This window comes from Agromyces marinus (genome assembly GCF_021442325.1).
GTDB lineage: Bacteria > Actinomycetota > Actinomycetes > Actinomycetales > Microbacteriaceae > Agromyces > Agromyces marinus.
The window spans coordinates 1,826,587-1,851,862 of the sequence record NZ_CP087879.1; the positions used below are offsets into that span (position 1 = coordinate 1,826,587).

At 71.9% G+C, this 25,276-nt stretch carries 28 protein-coding genes, 2 tRNA genes and 1 riboswitch; of the genes, 11 read left to right on the plus strand and 19 right to left on the minus strand.

What is annotated here, in order from left to right; genetic code table 11:
• Positions 1 to 6: 6 nt before the first annotated feature.
• Positions 7 to 1,680, plus strand: coding sequence for an FAD-binding dehydrogenase (locus tag DSM26151_RS08535; RefSeq protein ID WP_234659151.1), 1,674 nt, complete (start codon positions 7 to 9; stop codon positions 1,678 to 1,680).
• Positions 1,681 to 1,732: 52 nt separating this feature from the next.
• Here the strand turns inward: DSM26151_RS08535 and DSM26151_RS08540 are convergent, their stop codons facing one another.
• A complete protein-coding gene (locus DSM26151_RS08540; protein ID WP_234659152.1) occupies positions 1,733 to 2,413 on the minus strand; it encodes a hypothetical protein in 681 nt (226 codons plus the stop codon).
• Between the two features lie 93 nt (positions 2,414 to 2,506).
• Here DSM26151_RS08540 and DSM26151_RS08545 point away from each other — a divergent pair, with 93 nt between their 5' ends.
• The 3 genes from DSM26151_RS08545 to DSM26151_RS08555 all read left to right on the plus strand — a co-directional run bounded on the left by DSM26151_RS08545 (position 2,507) and on the right by DSM26151_RS08555 (position 4,469).
• The gene (locus DSM26151_RS08545; RefSeq protein ID WP_234659153.1) at positions 2,507 to 3,403 is read left to right on the plus strand and encodes an acyl-CoA thioesterase; all 897 of its coding nucleotides are present in this window, start codon (positions 2,507 to 2,509) and stop codon (positions 3,401 to 3,403) included.
• A gap of 86 nt (positions 3,404 to 3,489) precedes the next feature.
• Complete coding sequence (locus DSM26151_RS08550) at positions 3,490 to 3,960, plus strand: QcrA and Rieske domain-containing protein (RefSeq protein WP_234659154.1); 471 nt, start codon at positions 3,490 to 3,492, stop codon at positions 3,958 to 3,960.
• Complete coding sequence (locus DSM26151_RS08555) at positions 3,957 to 4,469, plus strand: hypothetical protein (RefSeq protein WP_234659155.1); 513 nt, start codon at positions 3,957 to 3,959, stop codon at positions 4,467 to 4,469. Before DSM26151_RS08550 ends, DSM26151_RS08555 begins: the two co-directional genes overlap by 4 nt.
• A gap of 10 nt (positions 4,470 to 4,479) precedes the next feature.
• Here the strand turns inward: DSM26151_RS08555 and DSM26151_RS08560 are convergent, their stop codons facing one another.
• From DSM26151_RS08560 to msrA, 5 genes are all read right to left on the minus strand, one after another.
• Positions 4,480 to 4,959, minus strand: a complete 480-nt coding sequence (locus DSM26151_RS08560; protein WP_234659156.1) for an acyl-CoA thioesterase — start codon at positions 4,957 to 4,959, stop codon at positions 4,480 to 4,482.
• A 2-nt stretch (positions 4,960 to 4,961) separates the two neighbouring features.
• Positions 4,962 to 6,644 carry an energy-dependent translational throttle protein EttA gene (gene ettA / locus DSM26151_RS08565; protein ID WP_234659157.1) on the minus strand — a complete coding sequence of 561 codons (1,683 nt, stop codon included), beginning with the start codon at positions 6,642 to 6,644 and terminating at the stop codon, positions 4,962 to 4,964.
• A 108-nt stretch (positions 6,645 to 6,752) separates the two neighbouring features.
• Positions 6,753 to 7,253 carry a DUF6993 domain-containing protein gene (locus tag DSM26151_RS08570; RefSeq protein WP_234661844.1) on the minus strand — a complete coding sequence of 167 codons (501 nt, stop codon included), beginning with the start codon at positions 7,251 to 7,253 and terminating at the stop codon, positions 6,753 to 6,755.
• Between the two features lie 73 nt (positions 7,254 to 7,326).
• Positions 7,327 to 7,986 (minus strand): single-stranded DNA-binding protein, encoded by a 660-nt coding sequence (locus DSM26151_RS08575; RefSeq protein ID WP_234659158.1) that lies wholly within the window; start codon positions 7,984 to 7,986, stop codon positions 7,327 to 7,329.
• A gap of 179 nt (positions 7,987 to 8,165) precedes the next feature.
• Positions 8,166 to 8,690, minus strand: coding sequence for a peptide-methionine (S)-S-oxide reductase MsrA (gene msrA / locus DSM26151_RS08580; protein ID WP_234659159.1), 525 nt, complete (start codon positions 8,688 to 8,690; stop codon positions 8,166 to 8,168).
• Positions 8,691 to 8,708: 18 nt separating this feature from the next.
• On the opposite strand from msrA, the gene DSM26151_RS08585 reads away from it, so the two are divergent.
• Positions 8,709 to 9,716, plus strand: a complete 1,008-nt coding sequence (locus DSM26151_RS08585; RefSeq protein WP_234659160.1) for an aldo/keto reductase — start codon at positions 8,709 to 8,711, stop codon at positions 9,714 to 9,716.
• Positions 9,717 to 9,839: 123 nt separating this feature from the next.
• Entirely contained in the window at positions 9,840 to 10,538 is a 699-nt protein-coding gene (locus DSM26151_RS08590) for a cation:proton antiporter (protein WP_234659161.1), read from the plus strand.
• A 9-nt stretch (positions 10,539 to 10,547) separates the two neighbouring features.
• On the opposite strand, the gene nadE is transcribed toward DSM26151_RS08590, so the two are convergent.
• Positions 10,548 to 11,372: an ammonia-dependent NAD(+) synthetase gene (nadE, locus tag DSM26151_RS08595; protein WP_234659162.1), complete on the minus strand. Its 825-nt coding sequence runs from the start codon at positions 11,370 to 11,372 to the stop codon at positions 10,548 to 10,550.
• A 223-nt stretch (positions 11,373 to 11,595) separates the two neighbouring features.
• Between nadE and DSM26151_RS08600 the strand changes: the two genes are divergently transcribed.
• The gene (locus DSM26151_RS08600; RefSeq protein ID WP_234661845.1) at positions 11,596 to 12,705 is read left to right on the plus strand and encodes a cation:proton antiporter; all 1,110 of its coding nucleotides are present in this window, start codon (positions 11,596 to 11,598) and stop codon (positions 12,703 to 12,705) included.
• Here DSM26151_RS08600 and DSM26151_RS08605 read toward each other — a convergent pair.
• Positions 12,667 to 12,739, minus strand: a tRNA-Arg gene (locus DSM26151_RS08605). The genes DSM26151_RS08600 and DSM26151_RS08605 overlap by 39 nt on opposite strands.
• Before the next feature lie 106 nt (positions 12,740 to 12,845).
• On the opposite strand from DSM26151_RS08605, the gene orn reads away from it, so the two are divergent.
• The 4 genes from orn to DSM26151_RS08625 all read left to right on the plus strand — a co-directional run bounded on the left by orn (position 12,846) and on the right by DSM26151_RS08625 (position 15,290).
• Positions 12,846 to 13,496: an oligoribonuclease gene (gene orn, locus DSM26151_RS08610; protein ID WP_234659163.1), complete on the plus strand. Its 651-nt coding sequence runs from the start codon at positions 12,846 to 12,848 to the stop codon at positions 13,494 to 13,496.
• A 40-nt stretch (positions 13,497 to 13,536) separates the two neighbouring features.
• Positions 13,537 to 13,612, plus strand: a tRNA-His gene (locus tag DSM26151_RS08615).
• Between the two features lie 24 nt (positions 13,613 to 13,636).
• Positions 13,637 to 13,984 (plus strand): metallopeptidase family protein, encoded by a 348-nt coding sequence (locus tag DSM26151_RS08620; protein ID WP_234659164.1) that lies wholly within the window; start codon positions 13,637 to 13,639, stop codon positions 13,982 to 13,984.
• Between the two features lie 61 nt (positions 13,985 to 14,045).
• Entirely contained in the window at positions 14,046 to 15,290 is a 1,245-nt protein-coding gene (locus DSM26151_RS08625) for a class A beta-lactamase-related serine hydrolase (protein WP_234659165.1), read from the plus strand.
• Positions 15,291 to 15,303: 13 nt separating this feature from the next.
• Here the strand turns inward: DSM26151_RS08625 and DSM26151_RS08630 are convergent, their stop codons facing one another.
• The 11 genes from DSM26151_RS08630 to gatC form a co-directional block, all read right to left on the minus strand.
• Complete coding sequence (locus tag DSM26151_RS08630; protein WP_234659166.1) at positions 15,304 to 15,552, minus strand: hypothetical protein; 249 nt, start codon at positions 15,550 to 15,552, stop codon at positions 15,304 to 15,306.
• Positions 15,553 to 15,665: 113 nt separating this feature from the next.
• On the minus strand, positions 15,666 to 16,223 hold the full coding sequence (locus tag DSM26151_RS08635; protein ID WP_234659167.1) for a nucleoside/nucleotide kinase family protein: 558 nt from the start codon (positions 16,221 to 16,223) through the stop codon (positions 15,666 to 15,668).
• Positions 16,220 to 17,017 carry an energy-coupling factor transporter transmembrane component T family protein gene (locus tag DSM26151_RS08640; RefSeq protein WP_326491013.1) on the minus strand — a complete coding sequence of 266 codons (798 nt, stop codon included), beginning with the start codon at positions 17,015 to 17,017 and terminating at the stop codon, positions 16,220 to 16,222. Before DSM26151_RS08640 ends, DSM26151_RS08635 begins: the two co-directional genes overlap by 4 nt.
• Positions 17,014 to 18,522: an ABC transporter ATP-binding protein gene (locus tag DSM26151_RS08645; RefSeq protein ID WP_234661847.1), complete on the minus strand. Its 1,509-nt coding sequence runs from the start codon at positions 18,520 to 18,522 to the stop codon at positions 17,014 to 17,016. The genes DSM26151_RS08640 and DSM26151_RS08645 overlap by 4 nt, the downstream gene beginning before the upstream one ends.
• Positions 18,523 to 18,537: 15 nt before the next feature.
• Positions 18,538 to 19,188, minus strand: a complete 651-nt coding sequence (locus DSM26151_RS08650) for an ECF transporter S component (protein WP_234659168.1) — start codon at positions 19,186 to 19,188, stop codon at positions 18,538 to 18,540.
• A 38-nt stretch (positions 19,189 to 19,226) separates the two neighbouring features.
• A riboswitch (TPP riboswitch) is annotated at positions 19,227 to 19,336 on the minus strand.
• A 59-nt stretch (positions 19,337 to 19,395) separates the two neighbouring features.
• Positions 19,396 to 19,728 carry a hypothetical protein gene (locus DSM26151_RS08655; RefSeq protein WP_234659169.1) on the minus strand — a complete coding sequence of 111 codons (333 nt, stop codon included), beginning with the start codon at positions 19,726 to 19,728 and terminating at the stop codon, positions 19,396 to 19,398.
• A gap of 84 nt (positions 19,729 to 19,812) precedes the next feature.
• Positions 19,813 to 21,117: a DNA polymerase IV gene (locus tag DSM26151_RS08660; RefSeq protein ID WP_234659170.1), complete on the minus strand. Its 1,305-nt coding sequence runs from the start codon at positions 21,115 to 21,117 to the stop codon at positions 19,813 to 19,815.
• Between the two features lie 40 nt (positions 21,118 to 21,157).
• A complete protein-coding gene (locus DSM26151_RS08665; protein ID WP_234659171.1) occupies positions 21,158 to 21,811 on the minus strand; it encodes a hypothetical protein in 654 nt (217 codons plus the stop codon).
• A 118-nt stretch (positions 21,812 to 21,929) separates the two neighbouring features.
• Positions 21,930 to 23,447, minus strand: coding sequence for an Asp-tRNA(Asn)/Glu-tRNA(Gln) amidotransferase subunit GatB (gene gatB, locus DSM26151_RS08670; RefSeq protein ID WP_234659172.1), 1,518 nt, complete (start codon positions 23,445 to 23,447; stop codon positions 21,930 to 21,932).
• Positions 23,447 to 24,976 (minus strand): Asp-tRNA(Asn)/Glu-tRNA(Gln) amidotransferase subunit GatA, encoded by a 1,530-nt coding sequence (gatA, locus tag DSM26151_RS08675; protein ID WP_234659173.1) that lies wholly within the window; start codon positions 24,974 to 24,976, stop codon positions 23,447 to 23,449. Before gatA ends, gatB begins: the two co-directional genes overlap by 1 nt.
• The gene (gene gatC, locus DSM26151_RS08680) at positions 24,973 to 25,272 is read right to left on the minus strand and encodes an Asp-tRNA(Asn)/Glu-tRNA(Gln) amidotransferase subunit GatC (protein WP_234659174.1); all 300 of its coding nucleotides are present in this window, start codon (positions 25,270 to 25,272) and stop codon (positions 24,973 to 24,975) included. Before gatC ends, gatA begins: the two co-directional genes overlap by 4 nt.
• Positions 25,273 to 25,276: the final 4 nt, after the last annotated feature.

Consider the following 25,276-nt stretch of genomic DNA (forward strand, 5'->3'; position numbering starts at 1 on the left):
GTCCCCGTGGCCGACCCGACGACCGCCCCCGCCCCAGCCGAGTTCGACGCCGTCATCGTCGGGGCCGGCCTGTCCGGTCTCGTGGCCGCCGCGGAACTCGTCGATGCCGGCAGGCGCGTCGCGATCCTCGACCAGGAGCCCGAGGCGAGCCTGGGCGGCCAGGCCGTCTGGTCGTTCGGGGGCCTGTTCCTGGTCGACTCGCCCGAGCAGCGCCGCCTGGGCGTGCGCGACTCGCTCGACCTGGCCAGGCAGGACTGGCTCGGCACGGCCGGGTTCGATCGCGACGACGACGAGTGGGGCCGCAGGTGGGCCGAGGCGTACCTCGAGTTCGCGGCCGGTGAGAAGCGTGCGTGGTTGCGCGGGAAGGGCCTGAGGTTCTTCCCCGTGGTCGGCTGGGCCGAACGCGGGCAGGGCCGGGCGATCGGCCACGGCAACTCCGTCCCGCGGTTCCACATCACGTGGGGCACCGGACCGGGCGTGCTCGAACCCTTCGTCGCGCGAGTCCGCGCGGGCGAGGCCGCGGGGCTGGTCTCGCTGCGGTTCAGGCACCGGGTCGACGAGCTCATCGTCGACGGCGGGGCGGTCGTCGGCGTGCGCGGTTCACGGCTCGCCGAGGACGAGGCAGTGCGGGGCGCCCCGTCCAATCGCGACGTGGTCGGCGATTTCGAGGTCCGGGCGCCGGCCGTGATCGTCGCGTCCGGCGGGATCGGCGGCAACCACGACCTCGTCCGCTCAGCCTGGCCGGAGCGGCTCGGCACGCCGCCCGCGCACATGCTCTCCGGCGTTCCGGCGCACGTGGACGGCCGCATGCTCGGCATCGCCGAGGCATCCGGTGCCCGGCTCGTCAACGGCGACCGCATGTGGCACTACACGGAGGGCATCGCGAACTGGGACCCGGTCTGGCCGGCGCACGGCATCCGCATCCTCCCCGGGCCGTCCTCCATGTGGTTCGACGCCGCCGGCCAGCGGCTTCCCGCGCCGCTCTTCCCGGGCTTCGACACGCTCGGCACGCTCGAGCACCTGATGCGCGCCGGCCACGACCACTCGTGGTTCGTCCTCACGCAGCGCATCATCGAGAAGGAGTTCGCGCTGTCGGGCAGCGAGCAGAACCCGGACCTGACGAACAAGGACCTGAGGCTGCTCGCGGACCGCATCGGATCGGGCGCGCCCGGCCCCGTCGAGGCGTTCAAGCAGCACGGCGCCGACTTCGTCGTCGCCGACACCCTGCCGGAACTGCTCGACGGGATGCGCAGGCTCTCCCCCGACGGCATGCTCGACACGAGCGTCATCGAGCGCGAGATCGTGGCGCGCGACCGGGAGGCCCTGCACGAGTTCTCCAAGGACCTGCAGCTGACCGCGGTCCGGGGCGCCAGGAACTACCGCGGCGACAAGCTCATCCGGGTCGCCGCCCCGCACCGCCTGCTCGACCCGAAGGCGGGTCCGCTCATCGCGGTCAAGCTGCACATCCTCACCCGGAAGAGCCTCGGCGGCATCCAGACCGACCTCTCCTCGCGTGCGCTGGGGGCCGACGGCGCTCCCGTGCCCGGCCTGTTCGCGGTCGGCGAGGCGGCCGGGTTCGGCGGCGGCGGCGTGCACGGCTACCGGGCGCTCGAGGGGACCTTCCTCGGCGGGTGCCTGTTCACCGGCCGCACGGCCGGCCGAGCGGTCGCAGCCGGCTGAGCCGTGCTGCCGGGTGCGGCCGGCGCGGCCGCGTCGATGACGGATGCCGCGACTACGCCTTGAGCGTCCACGCCTTCCGCCGGACGAGCACGTGCCCGCGGCGCGAGCTCAGCCGGGTCCACGGCCCCGTCTCGAACAGCGAGATCGGGTCGTCGCCGAGGAAGCCCAGGCTGAACGCCGCGAAGCCGGCACCGGCCGGGACGAACTCGAGCCCGTCGACCCCGCGCCCCCACACCTCGGCGCGCACGCGCTGCACGAGCTGCTCGCCGGTTCCGTCGGGGATGGCCGCGGCGACCTCGTCGATCCCCGCCCTGGCCGCACGCTCGAGCGTCGCGGCATCCGCTTCGCCGAGTGGGCGCCACCCGCCGCGGGGAGGTGAGATGCCCGCCCAGGTGACCGTGTTCACCTCGGGCGGACGGGTCATCGTGACCGGGCGCGACTCGTCGTCCTCTGCGAGTGCGCCGCGGGCGCGGACGATGCGCTCGATCACCGATCGCATCGGCACGACGATGTCGAAGTCGTCGGTCTCGAAGAGCTGGAACGTCCGCAGGCCGAGCACGGTCGGGCTCTCGTCGAGGATGCCGCGCGGGTACAGGATCGCCGTGTACACGGCGAGGATGCCGTTCGCGGCGACCAATCGCACGGAACCGTCCTCCACGCGCGAGGCGCGCTGGAGGTAGGTGTGCAGATCGCCGAGCGACAGGCTGTCGGCAAGCGTGAATTGCTGGACCATGGCCTGTCTAGACTACCGAGGGAGCGCCGCGGGCCTGGCCCACCGCGCCCCCGCCGAGGCGGGCGACGCGGGCGATGACCAGACGGAGGAACGATGAGCGGTTCGATCGACGGCCTGCTGAGCACGCTGCGGCTGACCGACACGGGTGCGCGCACCGACGAGGACATCTTCACCGGGCCGTCGCAGTGGATGCCGCTCGGCCGCGTGTTCGGCGGACAGGTGCTCGCGCAGTCGGTCATCGCAGCGACCAACACGGTTCCCGACGACCGGCCCATCCACTCGATGCACGGGTACTTCCTGCGGCCGGGCGACGTCGCCCACCCGATCACGTTCGCCGTCGATCGGATCCACGACGGGCGTTCGTTCTCGACCAGGCGCACCCAGGCGTTCCAGAACAGCCTCCCGATCCTCTCCCTCATCGCGTCGTTCCAGACGCGCGACGAGGGCCTCGAGCACCGGCTCGAGATGCCCGGCGACCTGCCCGATCCCGAGACGCTGCCCTCGACGGCAGACGTGCTCGGCCACCTCGACCACGACGTCGCCCGCTACTGGTCCAGCGAACGCGCGTTCGACGTCCGGCACGTCCCGTCGCCGATCTACCTCTCGGTGGACGGCGAGCCCGAGCCCCGTCAGGCGGTGTGGATGAAGGCCTACGGGCGACTGCCGGACGACCTCCGCCTGCATCGCGCCGCGCTGGCGTACGCGAGCGACTACTCGATCCTCGAACCCGTGCTGCGCGGTCACGGCATCGCCTGGGCGACGCCGGGCCTCAAGGTCGCGAGCCTCGATCACGCCATGTGGTGGCACCGCGACGCGCGGGTGGACGACTGGCTGCTGTTCACGATGGACTCGCCGTCGGCGAGCGGCGGCCGCGGGCTCTCGATGGGCCGCATCTTCACCCGCGACGGCCTCCTCGTGGCGAGCGTCGCGCAGGAGGGGATGGTGCGCGTCCGGGCCGAGGCCCGGCGGTCGAGCTCTCCGAGTTCCTGAGCGCTTGCGGCGAAATCCCGCGGCCGAGCATGGGCGTGACCCAGAATGGCACCAGACCGCGCTGCGGACCGCCGACGGAGGTTGCCATGGATGACGCCCGTGAACTCTCGCGCCGGACGGCGCTCGCGCTGGGTGGCGGAGGTGTCGCGGCGGGCATGCTGGCGCTGTCCGGCTGTGCACCGTCGACACCCGATGAGTCGGACTCGCAGGGGCCGACCGGCGATGGTGGCGACGGCGCCGGCTCGGCAGTGCCCTCGGAAGCCGCCGGCGAGGAGATCGCGGCGCTCGCCGACATCCCGGTGGGCGGGAGCATCTCGGCGATGATCGCCGGAGCGCCCGTCCTGCTCGCGCAGCCGATCGCGGGCGAGGTCGTGGCGTTCAGTGCGGTCTGCACCCACCAGCAGTGCACGGTCGCTGCGGCCGGCGCCTCGTTCGAATGCCCGTGCCACGGATCGACGTTCGACGCAGCCACCGGGGAGGTCACGGTGGGGCCGGCCCTCGAACCGCTCCCGTCGGTTCCGGTGACCGTCGACGGCGACCGGGTGCTCGCGGGATGAGCGACCTGCTCGACTTCCAGGTCGCCGGTCTCCCGGCGCACGTGCTGCTCGTGCACGCCGTGGTGATCGGCGTTCCGGTGTTCGCGCTGCTGCTGATCCTGATCGCCGCGTGGCCGGCAGCCCGACGGGTGCTCTGGCTGCCCGCCCTCATCGGGTCGATCCTGCTGCTGGGGCTCGTCCTGGTGACGGTCTCGGCCGGAGAATGGCTCGCGGATCGCGTGCCCGAGACGCCGCTGATCGAGGCGCACACCGACCAGGGCGACGACCTGACCCCGTGGATCGTCGGCATGGTGGCCGTCGCGGCGTTCATCGGCGTGGTTGCACTGCTGGCGCGACGGCAGGGTCCGGGGCGCCGTCGGCCGGCCGTGGCGGTGCTCGCGGCGCTCTCGATCGTCGCGGCCGTCGTCGTCGGCGTCGGCTCGGTCTGGACGGTGGTCCTCATCGGCGAGGCGGGCAGCCGAGCGGTGTGGGAGGGCTCGTTCAGCGAGGACCCGCTCGAGGAGCGCTGAGGGTCGCGACTCAGCTCCGGCGGAACTCCGCGGGCTCGCCGAGGAACGGCTCCCAGGCGCCGCGCTCGGTCTCGGTCATGCGGCGCGGTCGGCCGGTGGCGGCGTCGACGAGCACGATCGTGGTGGTCGCCCGCGTGTAGAGGGTGCGCGGCTCGACCCCCGCCGGTGAGTGCACCTCGTAGCAGACGTCGAGGCTCGCACCGCCCATCCGGCCGATCCACAGCTCGATGTCGAGCGGGAGCCGCTGATACGGGATCGGGGCGAGGTACTCGACCTCCTGCCTGGCGATGAGGGTGAGCGTCGCCGATCCCGGCGTCGCGTCGAGCACGGCCGTGGACGCGCCGACGGCGTGCTCGGCAGTGCCGTCCTCATTCACCCAGAACGCCTGGATGCGAGCCTCCTCGAGCAGGCTCAGCATCCGGGCGTTGTTCACGTGCCCGTACGCGTCGAGGTCGCTCCACCGCAGCGGCGTGGGCACGTGCAGGCGCATGGTCAGTCCCTGGTGAGCTTGCGGTACGTCGAACGGTGCGGCTTGGCCGCCTCCGGGCCGAGTCGCTCGACCTTGTTCGCCTCGTACGACTCGAAGTTGCCCTCGAACCAGTACCAGTCGGCGGGGTTCTCGTCGGTGCCCTCGTAGGCGAGGATGTGGGTCGCGATGCGGTCGAGGAACCACCGGTCGTGCGTGATGACCACGGCGCAGCCGGGGAACTCGAGCAGCGCGTTCTCGAGGCTCGAGAGCGTCTCGACGTCGAGGTCGTTCGTCGGCTCGTCGAGCAGCAGGAGGTTGCCGCCCTGCTTGAGGGTGAGCGCCAGGTTCAGTCGGTTGCGCTCACCGCCCGAGAGCACGCCCGCCTTCTTCTGCTGGTCGGGTCCCTTGAAGCCGAACGTCGAGACGTAGGCGCGACTGGGGACCTCGGTCTTGCCGACCTGGATGTAGTCGAGCCCGTCGGAGACGACCTCCCACAGGGTCTTGTTCGGGTCGATGCCGGTGCGCGACTGGTCGACGTACGAGATCTGCACCGTCTCGCCCACCTTGAGCTTGCCGTCGTCGAGCGGTTCGAGACCGACGATGGTCTTGAACAGCGTGGTCTTGCCGACGCCGTTCGGTCCGATGATGCCGACGATGCCGTTGCGCGGGAGGGTGAAGCTCAGCCCGTCGATGAGGGTGCGGTCGCCGAAGCCCTTCTCGAGGTTCTTCGCCTCGATGACGACGTCGCCCAGGCGCGGCCCCGGCGGGATCTGGATCTCCTCGAAGTCGAGCTTGCGGGTGCGCTCGGCCTCGGCAGCCATCTCCTCGTACCTGGCCAGACGCGCCTTCGACTTCGCCTGACGGCCCTTGGCGTTCGAGCGGACCCACTCGAGTTCGTCCTTCAGTCGCTTCTGGAGCTTCTGGTCCTTCTTGCCCTGGACCTGGAGGCGCTCGGCCTTCTTCTCGAGGTAGGTCGAGTAGTTGCCCTCGTACGGGTAGAGGCGGCCGCGGTCGACCTCGCAGATCCACTCGGCGACGTGGTCGAGGAAGTACCGGTCGTGCGTCACGGCGAGGACTGCGCCGGGGTACTTGGCGAGGTGCTGCTCGAGCCAGAGCACGCTCTCGGCGTCCAGGTGGTTGGTGGGCTCGTCGAGCAGCAGCAGGTCGGGCTTCTGCAGCAACAGCTTGCAGAGCGCGACGCGGCGCTTCTCACCGCCCGAGAGCACCGAGACCGGGGAGTCGCTCGGCGGGCAGCGCAGCGCATCCATCGCCTGGTCCAGCTGGGAGTCGAGGTCCCACGCGTCAGCGGCGTCGATCTCCTCCTGAAGGGTGCCCATCTCGGCGAGGAGCGTGTCGAAGTCGGCATCGGGGTCGGCCATGAGGGCTGAGATCTCGTTGAACCGGTCGATCTTGGCCTTGATCGGGCCGACGCCCTCCTGCACGTTCTCGAGGACGGTCTTCGTCTCGTCGAGCACGGGCTCCTGCATGAGGATGCCGACGGTGTAGCCCGGCGTGAGGCGCGCCTCGCCGTTGGAGGGCTGGTCGAGTCCGGCCATGATCTTGAGGATGGTCGACTTCCCGGCGCCGTTCGGACCGACGACGCCGATCTTGGCGCCGGGAAGGAACGCCATCGTCACGTCGTCGAGGATCACCTTGTCGCCGACCGCCTTGCGGGCGCGGACCATCGAGTAAATGTAGTCAGCCAAGTGGGAGTCCTCACGTCGAAAGGTCGCGGTTCAGCGTTCCAGCCTACCGGTCCGGTCGGATCGGTCGCTCCAGCGCTCGCCCACCCGCCGGGCCGCCCTCACCCACCGCTACCCGGGGATCGACCCCGTCGCACCGACCAGGCAGCCGCCGGCCCCCAGACCCGGTTGCACCGCGCCGAGGTAGCCGTCCGACTTCGGGCCGTACTGGCCGACGAGGCAGTCCTCGCCGATCCGGACGGCGAACTGGATCGAGTCGGCCCGGTCGCCGAGGGTGGTCGTGTCGGAGGTGACCTGTATCGCCGCGGGGTCGAAGCCCGCGGCGACGAGGGCGGCGACGAAGTCGGCACCGGATGCCGCGGGCTCGGCCGCGATGACCGCCCGGGCGGTCTCGTCGAATCGAGTCAGGGCTTCGGCGATCGCGTCGCCCCCGGCATCGACGTCGGCCGGATCAGCCGGCGCCGGCGAGGACGACGGCGTCGGCCGCAGACCCGGGTCCTCCCCGCCGGGCCACCACGACAGCCCGCATCCGGCGAGCGCGACGACGACGACGGCTGCGAGGGCGAACGCGTACACGCCCGATCGTCGCCCGGCGCTGCTCGAACCGACCATGCTCACGATGCCCGAGTCTACGGCCGGGGCGAGAACCCGGGAATGCGTTCGTGCGACGCCGTCGAGGCGTCCGTCACGCGTCGACGCGCAGGGTCATCCCCTCCTCGAGCACGGAGCCCCGGCGTGCGACGTCGTCGAGCTCCGTGTCGGCGTCGGCCGGGTCGTCCCGATCGGGCTCATCGCCGTCGCCCGAGGCGTCACCGTCGAAGGGGTCGAGGTCGGCGGCATCCGTGCCGCTCCAGGCCGTGCTCGACTCCGACGCGTCGCCGGTGATCCACGACGAGCCTCCCGCGTCGATCCCGGCTCCGTTCGAGTGCGCGTCGCCGTCGGCTCCCGCGGCGGCGGTCGTCGAGGCGGACGCCGGCTCTGCGGGCCGACCCGTGGTCTTGGCGTACGCGCTCACGCCCCACGCCAGGTCGTGTCCGATCGAGTCGGCATCGATCTCGATCGCGGTGCCCGAGCGTTCCCCGGTGTCCCACGAGCGCACCTTCAGGCGCCCGTGCACGATGACGCGGTGCCCCTTCCGCAGCGACTGGGACGCGTTCAGGGCGAGCTGGCGGAAGGTGGCGACGGTGAACCAGTTGGTCTCGCCGTCGGCCCACGCGCCGCGCTCGCGGTCGAAGTACCTGCGGGTCGATGCGAGGCGGAAGTTCGTGATGGACAGTCCCGTCGAGGTGACGGTGTGGCGCGGGTCGCTGCCGACGACTCCGACGACGGTCACGTGATCGGTCATGGTGTGCTCCTTGCGGGCTCGTCGCCGCCGCGGATCGGCGGCTCGCGGCATCCGGGGCCCTCGTGCCGGAACGACCCCGGATGCCGCTGGTGCCAAGCGTGGCCGCGGATGGACGGCCGCCGTCCGGCGGGCTCGGGACCGGGGTCGCCCGCCGCCCGCGGAGCACTGGGGAGGACGGGTCAGGAGACGATCCACTCCGCGTACGACCGGCGGATCTTGTTGACCTTGGGCAGTGCGACCGCGACGCAGTACCCCTGGCCGGGGTTCTTGGCGAAGAAGTCCTGGTGGTACTCCTCGGCACGGAAGAACTCGCCGAGCGGTTCGATCGTGGTGACGATCCTGCCCGGCCACCAGTCGGCCGCCCGCGCGCGCGCAGCCTCGAACCGGTCGCGCTGGTCCTCGCCGCCGAAGAACATCGCCGAACGGTACTGCGTGCCGACATCCGCTCCCTGGCGGTTGAGCTGGGTCGGGTCGTGCAGGGTGAAGAACACGTCGAGGACGACCTCGCGCGGGATCACGTCGGGATCGAACTCGACGCGTACGGCCTCGGCGTGCCCGGTCGTGCCGGTGCAGACGAGCTCGTAGCTCGGGTCGGGCACAGCACCCCCGGTGTACCCCGAGACGACATCGTGCACGCCGCGCAGGGTGCGGTACACGGCATCCAGGCACCAGAAGCACCCACCGGCCAGGACGAAGCTCTCCATCGACCTAGGCTATCGGGCATGACCTACGCCGCAGCCGCCGACCGGTACGCCCGCATGTCCTACCCCCGGATCGGCCGGAGCGGCCTGCGCCTGCCGGCACTCTCCCTGGGCCTCTGGCACAACTTCGGCCACGAGCGGCCCTTCGACGTGCAGCAGCGGATCGTGCGGCGCGCGTTCGACCTCGGCATCACGCACTTCGACCTCGCGAACAACTACGGGCCGCCCCCGGGCAGCGCCGAGGAGAACTTCGGCCGCCTGCTCGCGGGCGATCTGAAGCCGTACCGCGACGAGATCATCGTGTCCTCCAAGGCCGGCTACCTGATGTGGGACGGCCCGTACGGCGAGTGGGGGTCGCGCAAGAGCCTGCTCGCATCGCTCGACCAGAGCCTCGACCGGCTCGGCCTCGACTACGTCGACGTCTTCTACTCGCACCGTCCCGACCCCGAAACGCCCATCGAGGAGACCATGGGGGCGCTCGCGCACGCCGTCCGGCAGGGCAAGGCGCTCTACGTCGGCGTGTCGAACTACTCCCCCGACCAGACGCGCGCGGCCGCCGCGGCGCTCGCCGCCGAAGGGGTTCCGCTGACCATCCACCAGCCCCGGTACTCGATGTTCGACCGGCACATCGAGGAGGGCCTGTTCCCGGCGCTCGACGAGGTCGGCGCGTCCGCGATCGTCTTCTCGCCGCTCGCGCAGGGCCTGCTCACCGATCGCTACCTCTCCGGCGGGGTCCCGGAGGGGTCGCGCGCGGCGACCAGTCACTTCCTGCCGGCCGAGCGCATCAGCGACGAGTACCTCGAGCGCGCGCGAGCCCTCGACTCCCTCGCGGCAGAACGCGGGCAGACGCTCGCGCAGCTCGCGCTGTCGTGGGTGCTCCGGGTTCCGCAGGTCGCGAGCGCGCTCATCGGCGCGTCGAGCGTCGCCCAACTCGAGCAGAACGTCGCAGCCCTCGATGCCGATCCCCTCACCGAGGCCGAGATCGCCGCGATCGAGCCGTACGCGGCGGACGGCACCGCGCTCGGCTGAGCGCGGCGTGATGGGCTGAGCGCCTCGTGACGTGCCGAGCGGATGCCACGGCGCGCCGGCCCGCCCCATGGCGCGCCGCGCGCGCTGCCGCCCGCTCGAGCACGCCGGGGCTAGCCTGCGCACATGCAGTGGTGGAATGACTTCGTCGACTGGCTCTTCGCGGACGGGACCCGCCCCGTGCTGTTCACGGCGGCGGTGGTGTTCGTCTCCGTCCTCGTCGCCGGGCTGCTCGCGGCCTGGATCTCGCGCTCGGCGGTGCGCGGACTCATCCGGCAGCGCGATCGCGAGCTTCGCCGTGCCGCGATCGCGACGCTCATCGATGCCGCGACCGAGGCGTCGGTGTGGAACTCGCTGACACCCCAGGAGCAGGTCCTCGCGGATCGGGCCGTGGGGCAGGCCGACATCCAAGTCCGCCTGCTTCCGGTGCGCGGCTCGGACGTCGCCGCGGACTGGGCGACCCATCAGCTGCACGAGCTCAAGCGCGCGTCGGCGACCTTCGGCTACCAGCTCGACCCGGCCGTCGTGGAGTTCCGCGACCGCATGCTCGAGTGGCAGCGGCATCCCTCCCGCACGCGGCGCGACTTCCGCAACGATCTCGACCGGTGGCGAGCGCAGCGCGAGGAACCGAGGCAGTCGCTCGCGGCCGAGCAGGACTCGTGGGTCGCGGAGCAGCACCACGAGCGCTACGCGCAATCGCCGCTGCTCGAGGACGAGTCCGCGCCGTCGCAGACGCAGCCGATCGCGCCGATCGCCCCTGCCGCCGATGTCGACGCCAGTGCGGACGCGGACACGGATCGCCGTCCGGTCGCGCAGCGCGACTGAACTGCGCGCCTACCCCGGCCACCAGGAATCGAACATGGTGACCGGCTCGGCGCGCTTGTGGCGGGTCTGCAGGAACCGCGTCTCGATCTGCTCGGCGACGCCGGCGTCGATCGCCCGACCCTCGAGGTAGTCGTCGATGTCGCGGTAGGTGATCCCGAGGTTCGCCTCGTCTGCCTGGCCCGGGTCGTGGTCGAGCAGATCGGCGGTCGGCGTCTTCAGGTACAGCCGCTCGGGTGCGCCGAGGTGCTCGAGCAGCGCCCGCCCCTGCCGCTTGGTCAGGCCCGACAGAGGCAGCAGGTCGGCGCCGCCGTCGCCGAACTTCGTGAAGAACCCCGTCACCGCCTCAGCCGCATGGTCGGTGCCGACGACGAGCAGGCCGGCGTCGCCCGCGATCGCGTACTGGGCGACCATGCGCATGCGCGCCTTGACGTTGCCCTTGGAGAAGTCGGTGAGCGGTTCGCCGATCGCACGGCCGAACTCCTCGGTGAGCCCGTCGACGCCGTGACGGATGTCGAACCCGATCGTCTCGGCGGGCCGGATGAACTCGAGCGCGAGTTCCGCGTCGGCGGCGTCGCGCTGCACCCCGTACGGCAGCCGGACCGCGATGAACCGCGCCGGTCGGCCTTCGGCCGCGAGTTCGTCGACCGCCAGCTGGCAGAGCCTGCCGGCGAGGCTGGAGTCCTGGCCGCCGCTGATGCCGAGCACGAGCCCCTTCGCGCGGGACGCGGCCAGGTAGTCCTTGAGGAACCCCACGCGGCGGCGAACCTGCTCTGCCGCGTCGATCACGGGTTCGACGTGGAGTTCTTCGATGATCCGGGCCTGGAGGTCGCGCATGCCATGACGATACGGCACGCGTGTGACGGGCGGATGTCGCATCCGCCGCCCTCGGCACCGTCCCCTGCGCGCGCGTCACGGTCCGACCGGTCTCGGTTAGCATTCGACCAACGAAGGGGGCACGCGCGTGCACATCGACGTTCCCACACTGGTGCTCGTCCCGCTGGTCATCGCACTCGCGCCGCTCGCGACGCGGGCCATCGGAGCTTGGATCGCGGTCCCGGTGCTCGTCTTCGAGCTCGTGTTCGGCATCGTCATCGGACCGGATGTGCTCGGCTGGGCGAGACCGAGCGACATGTTCGAACTGCTGGCCGACTTCGGCCTCGCGATGCTGTTCTTCCTCGCCGGGCATGAGATCGACTTCGCGACGGTCCGGGGCAGGCCGCTCGCGCGCGCGAGCCTCGGCTGGGTCGTCTCGCTCGCGATCGGGCTGGCCGTCGGTTGGCTCCTCGACCCGGATGCCGGCGCCGTGTTCATCGGCATCGCCCTGACGTCGACGGCGCTCGGGGCGCTCCTGCCGATCCTCCGCGACGCCGGGTTGCTGCGCTCGAAGATCGGGGTCGGCGTGCTCGCCATCGGCGCTGCCGGGGAGTTCCTGCCGCTCATCGCGATCTCACTGTTCCTGTCGGGCCGGTCGCCGCTGCACGCCGCGCTCGTCCTGCTCGGGTTCGCGGTGATCACCGGGTTCGCGATCCGGCGCGCGTCGCGGGGAGACAACCGGGGCCTCCACGAGGTCATCGCGGCGACGCTGCACACCAGCGGCCAGTTCGCGATCCGCCTCGTCCTGTTCCTGCTGCTCGCCCTGGTCGGACTCTCCGTCGTCGTGGACCTCGACATGCTCCTCGGCGCGTTCGCGGCCGGCATCATCATGCGGATCCTGCTGTCAGGGGCGCCCGAGGCGGACCGGCACACCATCGAGGTCAAGCTCGACGCGATCGGGTTCGGGCTGCTCGTGCCGCTGTTCTTCGTCTACACGGGGATCACCTTCGACCTGGAGGCGCTCGTCTCGGACCCCGCGACCCTCGCCCTGCTGCCGGTGTTCACGCTCCTGCTGCTGGTCGCGCGCGGGATCCCGTCGGCACTCCTGGCCGACCCGGGGTCGAGCCTTCGCGATCGCACCGCGACCGGGCTGTTCGCGGCGACCGCGCTGCCGATCATCGTCGCGGTCACCGCGATCGGCGTGGGCGCGGGCGATCTCGACTCGGGCACGGCGGCGGCGCTCGTCGGTGCGGGGCTGCTCTCGATGCTGCTGTTCCCGCTCATCGCGCTCTCGGTCGAGCGCGGCGGCTCTCGGCGCCCTCGGCAGGAATCGAACCTGCGACCAAGAGATTAGAAGGCTCCTGCTCTATCCGCTGAGCTACGAGGGCCGATCGCCACCACGATACCGCAGGGGTCCGGGTGCCCCCGGTCGAGAGCGGATGCCTCCTGCCCGCGGCATCCGCCCGTGTCGGTGTGCGCGGTTAGACTCGCGGCATGGCATCCCCGAGCGACCGACTCGTCTGGATCGACTGCGAGATGACCGGGCTCGACCTCGAGGTCGACGAACTGGTCGAGATCGCGGTCGTCATCACCGACTACGACCTGCAACCGGTCGACGAAGGGCTCGACATCGTGATCAAGCCCGACGCGAGCGCGCTCGAGTCGATGAGCGAGTTCGTCCGCGACATGCACACGCGTTCCGGCCTGATCGACGAGATCCCGAACGGGGTCTCGGTCGCCGATGCCGAGTACCAGGTGCTCGAGTACGTCCTGAAGCACGTGCCCGACGAGCAGAAGGCCCCGCTCGCCGGCAACTCGATCGGCACCGACCGGGCATTCCTCACGCGGTACATGCCCCGGCTCGATGCCCACCTGCACTACCGCAACGTCGACGTCTCGTCGATCAAGGAGCTGGCGAAGCGCTGGTTCCCGCGTGCCTACTTCAACGCCCCCGCGAAAGACGGCGGGCACCGCGCCCTGGCCGACATCCTCGAGTCGATCCGCGAACTCCGGTACTACCGGCGCGCGGTGTTCGTGGCCGACCCCGGACCGACGAGCCAGGAGCTCCAGGCCATCGCCGCAGAGGTCGCTGCCGACGCCGCCGAGGCGGGCGAGGTGTCATCAGAGGCCTCGAACGTGGTGTAATCTCGTAGGGTTGCCGCACGCGCGAGCGGGCCGGCACATGGTGGGTATAGCTCAGTCGGTAGAGCGCCTGGTTGTGGTCCAGGAGGTCGCGGGTTCAAGCCCCGTTACTCACCCCAATCGTCGCCCGGACGGAGCCGCACGTGGAACTCGACGCCGAGGCCTTCGAGCAGCTCGTCGTCGATGAACTCGACGCTCTCCCCGACGACATGGTCGAGGGGCTCGAGAACCTCGTGTTCGTCGTCGAGGATCGCCCGGAGGACGGCTCGCTCGACCTGCTCGGCCTCTACGAGGGCGTGTCGCTGACCGAGCGCGATCGGTACGGCTTCGGCGAGATGCCCGACCGCATCGTCCTGTACCGCGAGCCGCTGCTCTCCGTCGCCGAGACCGAGGACGAGCTCCGCGACGAGATCCACGTGACGCTGGTCCATGAGATCGCGCACTTCTACGGCATCGACGACGATCGGCTGCACGAGCTCGGCTGGGCGTGACGGCGCGTCGGGCGCCGTGGCTCGCGCTGAACCTGCGTGGGAAGCCGTTAGCCTGTTCGGCATGAGTCCCTCCCCCGGACGCGTCGTCGGCATCGCCGTCGGCGCGCTCGCGATCCTCGGCATCGGCGTCTACGGCCCGGCGATGCTGCTCGGCCCGCTGCCCGACGTGACGATCACCGCCGACGCCGAGCGCGCCGCCGCGCCCGCCTCCGTCGCGGTGACCCTCCCCGCAGACGACGCGTCCGCCGTCGCGCTGCTCGGCGACGACGGCGAGATCACGCCGGTCGCGGCATCCGCCGACGACGAGCCGAGCCCGATCGGCGGGGCCGCGAAGCTCGTGACCGTGCTCACCGTCCTCGACGCGCTGCCGCTCGGACCGGACGACGACGGTCCGGCGATCCGGATCGGACCCGAGGACTTCACCGACTTCCTGACGTACTCCGACGAGGGTTCGCGCGCGCTGCGGGTCTCCCCCGGCGACACCTGGAGCGAACGCGACACCGTTCGCGCCGTGCTCCTGGCCTCGAGCAACAACCACGCGGACACCCTCGCGCGCTGGGCGTTCGGCAGCGTCGACGCGTACGTCGACCGGGCGAACGGCTGGCTCGAGGACGAGGGGTTCGCGGCGACCCGGGTGGTCGACGCCACCGGCCTGTCGGGCGGCAACGTCGGCACGGCGAGCGAGCTCGCGCGCCTCGCAGCACTCGTCGTCGCCGACCCCGCACTCGCCGGAATGCTGGAGGGCACGTCGACGTCGACGCCGACCGATGATCGGCGGGTCCCCGACGCGATCGCGCACCTGGAGGACGACGGCATCCGCGCCCTCAGCCGCAGCTACACCGACGAGGCCGCGATCAGCTTCGTCTGGACGGCCGACATCCGCTCAGGCGAGACCGACCGCCGGATGGTCGGCGCGATGACGGGTGTGGACGACTACGACACGCTCGACCCAGCGGTGCTCGCCGCGGTGGAGGGCATGGCCGCGGCATCCGCGCCGATCGAGGTCATCACCGGCGGGGCGGCCTACGGCACGGTCGCTTCGGCCTGGGGCGATCGGGCGAACCTCGTGGCGACGAGCGGACGGACGGATGCCGCATTCGGCGCGGCCGCGGACGATGCCGTGATCGAGGTCGAGCCGTTCGCGACCGCACCCGCCGGTCGCGCCGTCGGGTCGGTCGGCGTGCGCATCGGAGATCGCGAGGTCACGTCCGCGCTCGAACTCGACGCGCCCATCGAGGACCCGGGACTGTTCTGGCGGCTGACCCACCCGGCCGAACTCATCGGGGCGTTCCTCGACGGCGACTGAACGCCGTCGCGGTTCAGTCGTTCTCCTCGTCGGACTCGACGGGGTCCGATCCGGCCGGATCGAATCGGAACCTCACGCGCAGCTGGCCGCCGACGTCACGGCGGTCGACCGCGTCGTACCAGAACAGCGATTCGAGTCCGTCGACGGCGGCGACCATGCCGACCCGTTCCTCGTGCGATCCGCCCACGAGCGCCCGCTGCTCGAAGTCGCCCTCGAGCGGGCCGTCGATGAACTCCGCCACGTACGTCGTCGCGTCTTCCATGACCCGAGCGTAGTCCCGCTCGGCCTCGAGCGGCAGTCCCCGGCGCAGCGCGTCCCGGTCCCGCAGCCGGTCACGCCGCCGCGACCTGCCGCCGCATCCCGCCGCCGCGGCGATCAGATCCTGACGCGGATCGCGTCGGAAGCGCGCTCGCCCGACCGGCCGAGATACCGGCGCCAGTCGGATTCCCACGCATCCCAGAAGTCGTCGAAGCCGCCGTCGTCGCGAGCGAGCGCACGCACTCGGCGGGTGTCGTCGGGGGCGGTGAGCCACACCCGGATCGCGCCGGGCGCGGGCTCGCCGGCCAGGAACGCGCCGCACCCCTCGATGATGAGCGGCGCACCGGGCCGGAGGTGCGCGAGGCCGTTCCAGCGGCTCGCATGCCAATCCCATCGCCGGAGCACGCCGATCCGGCCGGACTGTCGCGGGGTGACGAGCCGCGGGCCGAGCGCTTCCGCGCCCCGGCGCAGGCCGTGCCATCCGGGGATCGCCTCGTCGACTCGGACCACCGCGGGCGGGCGGCCCGGCCAGGCTTCGACGAGCGCCGCCGCGAAGGTGGTCTTGCCCGAGCCGCTCGGTCCGTCGATGAGCACGAGCGGATGCCGGCGGGCTCGCGCCGCCGTCCGGACCGCGTCGAGCGCGGGCCGGAGCGCGAGCGCGCCGCCCCGGGTCACGACCACACCGGGTGGAAGGTCCCGGCCCAGACGGCGCCCGCGAGCGAGACCGCCGCGATGAGCACGGCGAGGACGATCAGCAGCACGTCACGGGGGCCGACGGTCGACACGCGCGCCCAGGTGCGGGTCGTTTCGGAACCGAAGCCGCGCGCCTCCATGGCGGTCGCGAGCTTCGATCCACGACGGATCGCGAGGACGAGCAGGGCGAAGGCCATGGTCGCACCGCGCCGGAGGGCACCGTGGTCGCCGATGCCCCGGGCGCGGCGCGACAGGGCCATGGCCCGCCAGTCCTCGACGAAGAGCCCGACCAGTCGGGTCGCTGCGAGCGCGCCCAGCACGAACCTGGCGGGCAGCCGCCAGATCTGCGCCAGTCCGTCCGCGAGATCGGTCGGGTCGACCCGCATGAACAGCAGCGCCGCGGGGATGCCGATCGCGAGCACGCGAAGCGTGACGGCGACCGCGAGCTCGATCGAGCCGTCGGTGATCTTCGCGACCCAGAACTCCCAGTAGACCGTGCCCGACGGCTTGCCGTAGAGCAGCATGCTCAGGCCCGCCAGGGGCGCCGCGATCAGGATCGGCCAGGTGCGGCGGAGCAGCAGGCGCGGCGTCACCCCCGCGATGGCGAACAGCACGAGCTGGATTCCGGCCGCGATCGCGGCGCTGACCCAGTCGACCGTGATGATCAGCGGCGTCGTGAGCGCCATGGCGGCGGCGAGGCGCATCGCGGGGTTCACGTCGTCGATGTACCGCAGCCGAACCCGGGGCACGGCCGGCTCGACGTCGACCGCGGTCACGAGACCTCTCCTGCGAGCCGCGCCCCGATGGCGTTCGTGAGGACCGGGCCGCCCGGGGTCAACGCGATGCACCGCCCGCCGAGCGAGGCGGTGAACGCGGCGTCGTGGGTGACCGAGAGCAGCGACGCCCCGTCGGCGACGAGTTCGTGCAGGAGCCGGACGAGCTCGATCCACCCCAGTCGGTCCTGGCCGAAGGTCGGCTCGTCGAGGATCACGACGCGGGGCCGGGTCGCGAGCACCGCGCCCACCGACAGCCGTCGTGCCTCGCCGCCGGAGAGCGTGAAGGGGTTCGCGCCGGCGAGGTGGTCGAGGCGGAGCCGCTGCAGCACCTCGTCGACGCGGGCGTCGACGTCGGCGGGCGCGAGGCCGAGCGCGCGCGGCGCGACGGCGATCTCGTCGCGCACGTTCGATGCGACGAACTGGTGCTCGGGTTCCTGGAACACGGTGCCGATCCGGGTGAGCAGCTCGCGTGAGCGCCACCGGTGGGGCTCCTCACCGATGCCGCGCGCGATGCCCGGCGCCGCGACCACGCGCCCGTCCCGGGGTGGGAGCAACCCGCCGAGGGTCAGCGCGAGCGTCGACTTGCCGACGCCGTTCGGCCCGGTGAGCACGGTGGATGCCGCTTCGGGCACGTCGAAGGCGAGGCCCTCGTGCAGCACGGCACCGCGCGGGCGCCCGATCGCGAGCCCCGCGGCTTCGAGTGCCGACGGCGCATCCGCCCGAGTCGCGTCGGCGGCCCCGGGCACGTCGAGCGGGATGCCGGGAACCCAGACCCCCTTCGCCGCGAGCGACCGGCCCTGTTCGGCGAGAACGGATGCCGGGGTGCCGTCGGCGAGCACGCCGCCGTCGGCGTCGAGCACGATGACCCGATCCACGAGGTCGACCCAGACGTCGACGCGGTGCTCGACGACGACCATCGTCGCGCCCGTGCGTTCGACGACCCGCGCCACCGCCCGACGGACCTCGGCGACACCCTCCGGGTCGAGGTTCGCGGTGGGCTCGTCGAGCAGCAGGAGCCCCGGCCGCATCGCGAGGGCGCCGGCGAGGGCGAGCCGTTGCTTCTGCCCGCCGGAGAGGCGTGAGGTCGGGTGATCGAGCGGCAGGTCGAGCGCGACGGCGTGAACCGCCTCGCGCACCCGCGACCAGATCTCATCGCGCGCAACCCCGAGGTTCTCGCAGCCGAAGGCGACGTCGTCGCCGACCCGGGCGAGGATCACCTGCGAGTCGGGGTCCTGCAGGACGAGTCCCGCTCGTCCGCGGGCGGCGACCGGGGAGACTCCGTCGAGCCGGAGCGTGCCGTGCTGCTCACCCTCGTCTTCGCCGCCGAGCACGCCGGCGAACGCATGCAGCAGGGTCGACTTCCCCGACCCGGACGCACCGAGGAGCAGGACCCGCTCCCCCGGTTCGATCACGAGGTCGAGCCCGTGGAGGGCCGCCCGGCGCCGGCCGGCATGCCGCCACCCCCAGCCCTCCGCGACGAGTCGCGCAGGGCGGACGGCGGGCATCGCGTCGCCCACGCCTCAGACCCGTTCGGAGACGTCTCGCCCGGCCCCGAACCGGCTCAGGGCTCCTGTCGCGGCGAGCCCGCGGACGACGAACCAACCGAGCAGGCCCGCGAGCACCGCTCCCGAGACGACGACCGCGCCGAAGTAGATCGCGAGGAACTCGGCCGACTTCTGCAGGTTGCCGGCGAGGAAGAGCTCGAGGAGCCAGGCTCCGACGGCGGCGCCGGCACCGGCCAGCATCGCGGTGGGGATGCCGAACCGGCGGTACCGGGTCGCGAGGAAGACGAGTTCTGCGCCGAGTCCCTGGGCGATGCCCGAGTAGATCACCTCGATGCCCCACTGGTTGCCGACGAGTGCGGAGACCGTCGCGGCGAGCAGTTCGACGTAGAGCGCGGCGCCGGGCTTGCGGATGATCAGCCCGCCGAGCACGCCGCCGATGAGCCAGATGCCGATCGCGAAGCCGCCGAGCCCGGGGGTGACGGCGTCGGCGGCGCCGTACCAGGCGGCGCCGACGTTGTTCCAGATGAGGAACACGACGCCGGTGGCGACGCCGATGACGCTCGCGACGACGATGTCGACGACGCGCCAGCGGGTGCTGCGCGCGGCCGCAGTCCGGTGCTCGTCGCTGTGCGTGGTGGACGTGCCGGTGGTGGATGTCTCGTGCACTGTTCGTGCCCTTCCATGTCGGGGAAAGAGGCACGGGATATGAGATGTGCTGCCCTCCCTGCGCTGGCATGACCCAGATCAGGTTCGACGGTCGAAGGTTGAGAACCTTCCTCTCAGCCCGGCTCACCGGACTCCCGTGTTCGAGCACGAGTATACGCCCGCCGTCGCCGACCCTTTCGGCCGGCGGCGTCGGGCGACGCGGACCGGCTATCGCTTGAGCGCGCGGATCACCATGCGCAGCGCCTTGCCCGTGACCGCGATGAGCGGGATCGCGACGATGACCAGGCCGAGCACGTTCGGCTCGAACCTGACGTCGCCGCCGCGCCCGACGTATGCGCCCAGCGGCACCGACCAGCCGCCGCCACCGCCGCCCGAGCCCTCGCCCTGCGTGTCATCGGTGCCCGCGCCGCCGCCGAATCCGTATGCGCCGAGCGCGACCGGGACGACCTCGGTGCCGCCGACCTCGACCTTCTCTGCGTAGGACGTGCGCACGCCGATGCCGGCGACCTTGTCTGCGAGTTCGAGTACGAAATCAGCCATACCGCCACGCTACCGGGGCGGCGGCGGGGTCGAAAGGGCGAGCGGATGCCGCGCGTCGCGCCATTCGTCCGCGCCGATGTGCGCTCACCAGAACGTGCGAAGCCCGGGCGGCGGGTCGTCGTCTGGTCCGTGTCCGTCCGGGGCATCGCCGTCGCGGACGGTCGGCGCCGCGGATTCGGCGGCCGGTCGGACGAGGGTCGCCGGCTTGACGGCGCCCCGACCGAAGCGGCGGACGACCTCGTCGATCGTGCGTTCGGCGTCGCGCCAGTCCTCATCCGGATCCCACAGCGGCGCGCCGTCGCCGGCCGCCCGCAGGTGCTCGGCACGCACGCCGATGAGCCGCACCCGACGCCCGTCGCCCACGAGGTCGGCGAGCGGGACGAGCGCCTCCTCGTATATCCGGCGGGCCACGTCGGTCGGCTCGGCGAGCGTGCGCGAGCGGGTCAGGGTCGTGAAGTCGGCGTACCTGACCTTCAGGGTCACGGTCCTCGCGAGGAGGTCGGCCCGCCGCAGTCGCACGCCGACGTCGGTCGCGAGCCGGAGCAGCTCGCGCGCGATCTCCTCGGGCTCGACGAGGTCGTGGTGGAACGTCGACTCGTGGCCGATGCTCTTCTCGACCCGGCGCGTCTCGACGTCGCGTGGATCGATGCCCGCGGCCAGGCGCGCGAGCCGCCCCGCGAGCGCCGGCCCGACCGCGCGTTCGAGCGCGTCGGCGGGCATGCCGGCGACGTCGCCGACCGTGCGCAGGCCGAGCTTGAGCAACGACTGCTCGGTGACGCGCCCGACGCCCCAGAGCACGGAGACGGGCAGGGGATGCAGGAACGCGACCGTGTCGGCGGCCGGCACCACGAGCATGCCATCGGGCTTCGCGCGCGAGGAGGCGACCTTGGCGACGTACTTGCTCGCGGCGGCGCCGACCGAGCAGGTGAGCCCCGTTTCGTCGAGCACACGCCGCCGGATCGTCCATGCGATCTCGGCGGGGCTGCCGTGCAGCCGCCGCGCGCCGGACACGTCGAGGAACGCCTCGTCGATCGAGAGCGGTTCGACGAGCGGTGTCAGCGACCGGAAGATCTCCATGACCCTGCCCGAGTACTCGGTGTATCGACGGTAGTCGCCACGGAGCACGACGGCGTTCGGGCAGCGTCGGAGCGCGATCGACATGGGCATGGCGGAGTTCACGCCGTACCTGCGTGCCTCGTAGCTCGCAGCCGCGACGACGCCCCGGCCGGCGGTGCCGCCGACGAGCACCGGCTTGCCCCGAAGGTCGGGCCGACGCAGCAGCTCGACGGAGACGAAGAACGCGTCCATGTCGACGTGCAGGATCGGGGTGCCCGAGTCGTCGACCGGGCCGGTCGTGACCTGGCGCGACGAGCCGTCCTGCTTGCTCACGCGGGAACTCTAGCGCCGACCGCCGACACCGACCGGCGCGTCAGAAGCCGAAGTCGCCGAAGTCGCCGCCGAAGTCGCCGCCGAAGTCGCCACCGCCGAATCCGCCCCAGTCGCCGCCGGCATCCGCGCCGGCTGCATCGACGGAACCGGCATCCGCCGCACCGGCATCCGCACCCGCACCGGCATCCGCACCCGCACCCTCTGCACCGGCCGCGTCGAACGCGCCCGGGCCCGGCAGGAACGCCTGCGCGATCGCCGATCCGATCACGACGCCCGCGATGGTGCCGAGCATCGAGCTGCCGACCATCGACCCGAACGACGGCGCGCCCGGGCGGCCTCCCGCGAACGCGCGTTCCATCGAACCGGGCTGGCGCAGCTCCTGGCGGGTCGCGGCACGCGCGAGCGCGGCCGGGTCGTCGGAAGCGACGGGCTCGCCCGCGGGCGCCTGCTCGGCGAGCGAACGGTAGACCTGCTGCCGCTGCTCTGGGGTGAGCTTCGCGAACGCCTCGGCGTGCACGGCCTCGACCTGCTCGGGCGGGGCTGTGCGCAGCAGGTAGCGGTAGCGCTCGATCGCGAGTTCGTCCTCGCTCAGCGGACGCTGCTGCGGCGCGCCGGGCGCCTGACGGACAGGCGTCGGAACGGGGCGTGCAGCGCGGTCATCGCCGCCGCCGAAGAGTCGGTCCAGGAATCCCATGGTGTCCTCGCAGTGTTCGGGGTGATCCAGCGTAGGGTCGCCTGCCATGAGCGGGCTGTGAGCAGCGGATGCCGCGCGCGCGAGTCGCACGCCGCGGTATCCGCTGCTCGGCCTCGGGCTACGCGTCGCTTCCGGCGCGTTCGAGCACGAGCTCGCGTACGCGTGCGGCGTCGGCCTTGCCCTGCATGGCCTTCATGACCGCGCCGATGACGGCGCCTGCGGCCTGCACCTTGCCGTCGCGGATCTTGGCGAGCACGTCGGGCTGGGCGGCGAGCGCCTCGTCGATCGCGGCGACGAGCGCGCCGTCGTCGGAGACGACCGCGAGACCGCGGGCGTCGACGACCTCGCGCGGCGATCCCTCGCCCGCGATGACGCCCTCGAGCACCTGGCGCGCGAGGCGGTCGGTGAGGGTGCCCTCGTCGACGAGCACGGCGAGCTCGGCGACGTGCGCCGGAGTGACCAGGCCCGCGGCATCCGTACCCTGTGCGTTGGCGACGCGTGCGATCTCGCCCGTCCACCACTTGCGGGCCGCCGCGGGACTCGCGCCCGCGTCGACCGTCTCGGCGAGCTCGTTCAGGAGGCCGCTGTTCGCGACGTCCTGGAACTCGAGGTCGGTGAAGCCCCACTCGGCCTTGAGGCGACGACGGCGCGCGGCGGGCGGCTCGGGCAGCGCCGCACGGAGCTCCTCGATCACGGCCGGGTCGGGCACGACCGGCAGCAGGTCGGGCTCGGGGAAGTAGCGGTAGTCGTCGGCGTCTGACTTCGGCCGGCCGGGGCTGGTCTTGCCCGTGTCTTCATGCCAGTGACGCGTCTCCTGCGTGATCGTGCCGCCGGCGGCGAGGATGGCCGCCTGGCGCTGGATCTCGTAGCGGATGGCGCGCTCGACCGAACGCATCGAGTTGACGTTCTTCGTCTCGGTGCGCGTGCCGAACTGCTCCTGACCGCGCGGGCGCAGCGAGACGTTCGCGTCGCAGCGGAGGTTGCCGCGCTCCATGCGCGCCTCGGAGATGCCGAGCGCGAGCACGATGTCGCGGATCGCGGCGACGTATGCGCGAGCGAGGGCGGGGGCATCCGCTTCGGCGCCCACGATGGGCTTCGTGACGATCTCGACGAGCGGCACGCCGGCGCGGTTGTAGTCGACGAGGGAGTACTCGGCGCCGTGGATGCGGCCGGTCGAACCGATGTGCGTGAGCTTGCCGGCGTCCTCTTCCATGTGGGCGCGCTCGATCGCGATCTGGAAGGTGCGGCCGCCGTCGATCTCGACCTCGACGGAGCCCTCGAACGCGATCGGCTCGTCGTACTGCGAGATCTGGTAGTTCTTGCCGAGGTCGGGGTAGAAGTAGTTCTTCCGCGCGAACCGGCTCGACGGCGCGATCGAGCAGCCGAGCGCGAGCCCGAGCGCGATCGACGAACGCACCGCGGTCGCGTTGACGACCGGGAGGGCGCCCGGCAGGCCCATGTCGACCGGCGCGACGAGCGTGTTCGGCTCGGCACCGTGGTACCGCTCGTTGGCGGGGTTCGGTGCCGGCGAGAACATCTTCGTCTCGGTGTTCAGCTCGACGTGCACCTCGAGGCCGATGACGGGTTCGAAGCGCAGCAGCGCGTCGTCGAAGTCCATGAGTTCTACGTGGGCCATCAGAGCACGCCCTCCTCGGTCGCCGTGAGTTCATGGGTGGACAGGTCGGGCGCCTGCGCGAGCAGCGGGCCGCCCCAGCGGTCGACGAGCAGCGCCTCGAGCGCGCCGCCGACGTTGTAGAGGCGGGCGTCCTCGCGCGCGGGCGCGAGGAACTGGATGCCGACGGGCAGGCCGTCCTCCGGCGCGAGCCCGGACGGCACGGAGATGCCGGGAACGCCCGCGAGGTTCGCGGGGATCGTCGCGACGTCGTTGAGGTACATCGCGAGCGGGTCGGCGAGCTTCTCGCCGAACTTGAACGCGGTCGTCGGCGCCGTCGGCGTGGCGAGCACGTCGACCTCGGCGAACGCGTTCGCGAAGTCCTGCTGCACGAGCGTGCGCACCTTCTGCGCGCTGCCGTAGTAGGCGTCGTAGTAGCCGGCCGAGAGTGCGTAGGTGCCGAGGATGATGCGGCGCTTGACCTCTGGCCCGAAGCCCGCTTCGCGCGTGGCCGCCATGACCTCTTCGACTGTCCCGCCGCCGTCGGGCGTGACGCGCAGGCCGAAGCGGACGGAGTCGAACTTCGCGAGGTTCGAGGACGCCTCGGCGGGCAGGATCAGGTAGTACGCGGCGATCGAGTACTCGAAGTTCGGTGCGCTGACCTCGACGATCTCGGCGCCGTTCGCGGCGAGCAGGTCGAGCGCTTCGTGGAAGCGCTGGCGGACGCCGGCCTGGAACCCGTCGGAGTCGAGCTCCTTCACGACGCCGATGCGCAGCCCCGAGACATCCGCTCGCCGCACCGCGTCGGCCATCGACGGCCACGGGTCGGGGATGGAGGTCTGGTCGTGCGGGTCGTGCCCGGCGATGACGTCGTGCAGGAGTGCCGCGTCGAGCACGGTGCGGCTGACGGGGCCGACCTGGTCGAGGCTCGATGCGAGCGCGATCGAACCGTACCGGCTGACGCCGCCGTAGGTTGGCTTGATGCCAACCGTGCCGGTGACGTGCGCGGGCTGGCGGATCGACCCGCCTGTGTCGCTGCCGAGGGCGAGCGGCGCTTCGAACGCGGCGACCGCTGCGGCGGACCCGCCGCCGGACCCGCCGGGGATGCGCTCGAGGTCCCACGGGTTGTGCGTCGGACCGTACGCGGAGTGCTCGGTGGAGGAGCCCATCGCGAACTCGTCCATGTTGGTCTTGCCGAGCGGGATCATGCCGGCCTCGCGGACCTTGCGGACCGGGGTCGCGTCGTACGGCGGGATCCAGCCCTCGAGGATCCGCGAGCCGGAGGTCGAGGGCATGCCCTCGGTCACGAGCACGTCCTTGACGGCGATGGGCACGCCCGCGAGCGGGCCGAGCTCGTCGCCAGCAGCGCGGCGGCGGTCGATCTCGGCGGCGGTCTCGAGCGCCTGCTCGTTGACGTGGAGGAACGCGTGCACGGCGCCGTCGACCGCGCTGATGCGGTCGAGGTGCGCCTTGGTGGCCTCGACGGCGGAGACCTCGCCGGAGGCGAGCTTGTCGGCGAGGTCGGCGGCGGTCAGCCGGATGATCTCGCTCACTGCTCCTCCCCCAGGATCGCGGAGACGACGAAGCGCGTGCCGTCGTGCTCGGGCGCGCCCGAGAGCACCTGCTCGACGGTGAGCACGTCGGAGGGGACGTCTGCTCGCAGCGGGTTGTGCAGCGGGATCGGGTGGCTGGTGGGCACCACGTCGGGCGTGGCCACCTCGCTCACCTTCTCGACCGCGTGCATGATCTGGCCGAGCTCGGTCGTGAGGTGGCCGATCTCTTCTTCCGTGAGCGCGATGCGGGCGAGGTTCGCGAGGTGCGCGACCTGCTCGGCGCTGATTTCAGACATGCTG

Coding starts and splice junctions, on each gene's coding strand:
- DSM26151_RS08540 (WP_234659152.1), bottom strand. CDS start 2,413: ATGGTCCAGCAATTCACGCTTGCCGACAGCCTGTCGCTCGGCGATCTG.
- DSM26151_RS08545 (WP_234659153.1), top strand. CDS start 2,507: ATGAGCGGTTCGATCGACGGCCTGCTGAGCACGCTGCGGCTGACCGAC.
- DSM26151_RS08550 (WP_234659154.1), top strand. CDS start 3,490: ATGGATGACGCCCGTGAACTCTCGCGCCGGACGGCGCTCGCGCTGGGT.
- DSM26151_RS08555 (WP_234659155.1), top strand. CDS start 3,957: ATGAGCGACCTGCTCGACTTCCAGGTCGCCGGTCTCCCGGCGCACGTG.
- DSM26151_RS08560 (WP_234659156.1), bottom strand. CDS start 4,959: ATGCGCCTGCACGTGCCCACGCCGCTGCGGTGGAGCGACCTCGACGCG.
- DSM26151_RS08570 (WP_234661844.1), bottom strand. CDS start 7,253: ATGGTCGGTTCGAGCAGCGCCGGGCGACGATCGGGCGTGTACGCGTTC.
- DSM26151_RS08575 (WP_234659158.1), bottom strand. CDS start 7,986: ATGACCGATCACGTGACCGTCGTCGGAGTCGTCGGCAGCGACCCGCGC.
- msrA (WP_234659159.1), bottom strand. CDS start 8,690: ATGGAGAGCTTCGTCCTGGCCGGTGGGTGCTTCTGGTGCCTGGATGCC.
- DSM26151_RS08585 (WP_234659160.1), top strand. CDS start 8,709: ATGACCTACGCCGCAGCCGCCGACCGGTACGCCCGCATGTCCTACCCC.
- DSM26151_RS08590 (WP_234659161.1), top strand. CDS start 9,840: ATGCAGTGGTGGAATGACTTCGTCGACTGGCTCTTCGCGGACGGGACC.
- nadE (WP_234659162.1), bottom strand. CDS start 11,372: ATGCGCGACCTCCAGGCCCGGATCATCGAAGAACTCCACGTCGAACCC.
- orn (WP_234659163.1), top strand. CDS start 12,846: ATGGCATCCCCGAGCGACCGACTCGTCTGGATCGACTGCGAGATGACC.
- DSM26151_RS08625 (WP_234659165.1), top strand. CDS start 14,046: ATGAGTCCCTCCCCCGGACGCGTCGTCGGCATCGCCGTCGGCGCGCTC.
- DSM26151_RS08630 (WP_234659166.1), bottom strand. CDS start 15,552: ATGGAAGACGCGACGACGTACGTGGCGGAGTTCATCGACGGCCCGCTC.
- DSM26151_RS08645 (WP_234661847.1), bottom strand. CDS start 18,522: ATGCCCGCCGTCCGCCCTGCGCGACTCGTCGCGGAGGGCTGGGGGTGG.
- DSM26151_RS08655 (WP_234659169.1), bottom strand. CDS start 19,728: ATGGCTGATTTCGTACTCGAACTCGCAGACAAGGTCGCCGGCATCGGC.
- DSM26151_RS08665 (WP_234659171.1), bottom strand. CDS start 21,811: ATGGGATTCCTGGACCGACTCTTCGGCGGCGGCGATGACCGCGCTGCA.
- gatB (WP_234659172.1), bottom strand. CDS start 23,447: ATGGCCCACGTAGAACTCATGGACTTCGACGACGCGCTGCTGCGCTTC.
- gatC (WP_234659174.1), bottom strand. CDS start 25,272: ATGTCTGAAATCAGCGCCGAGCAGGTCGCGCACCTCGCGAACCTCGCC.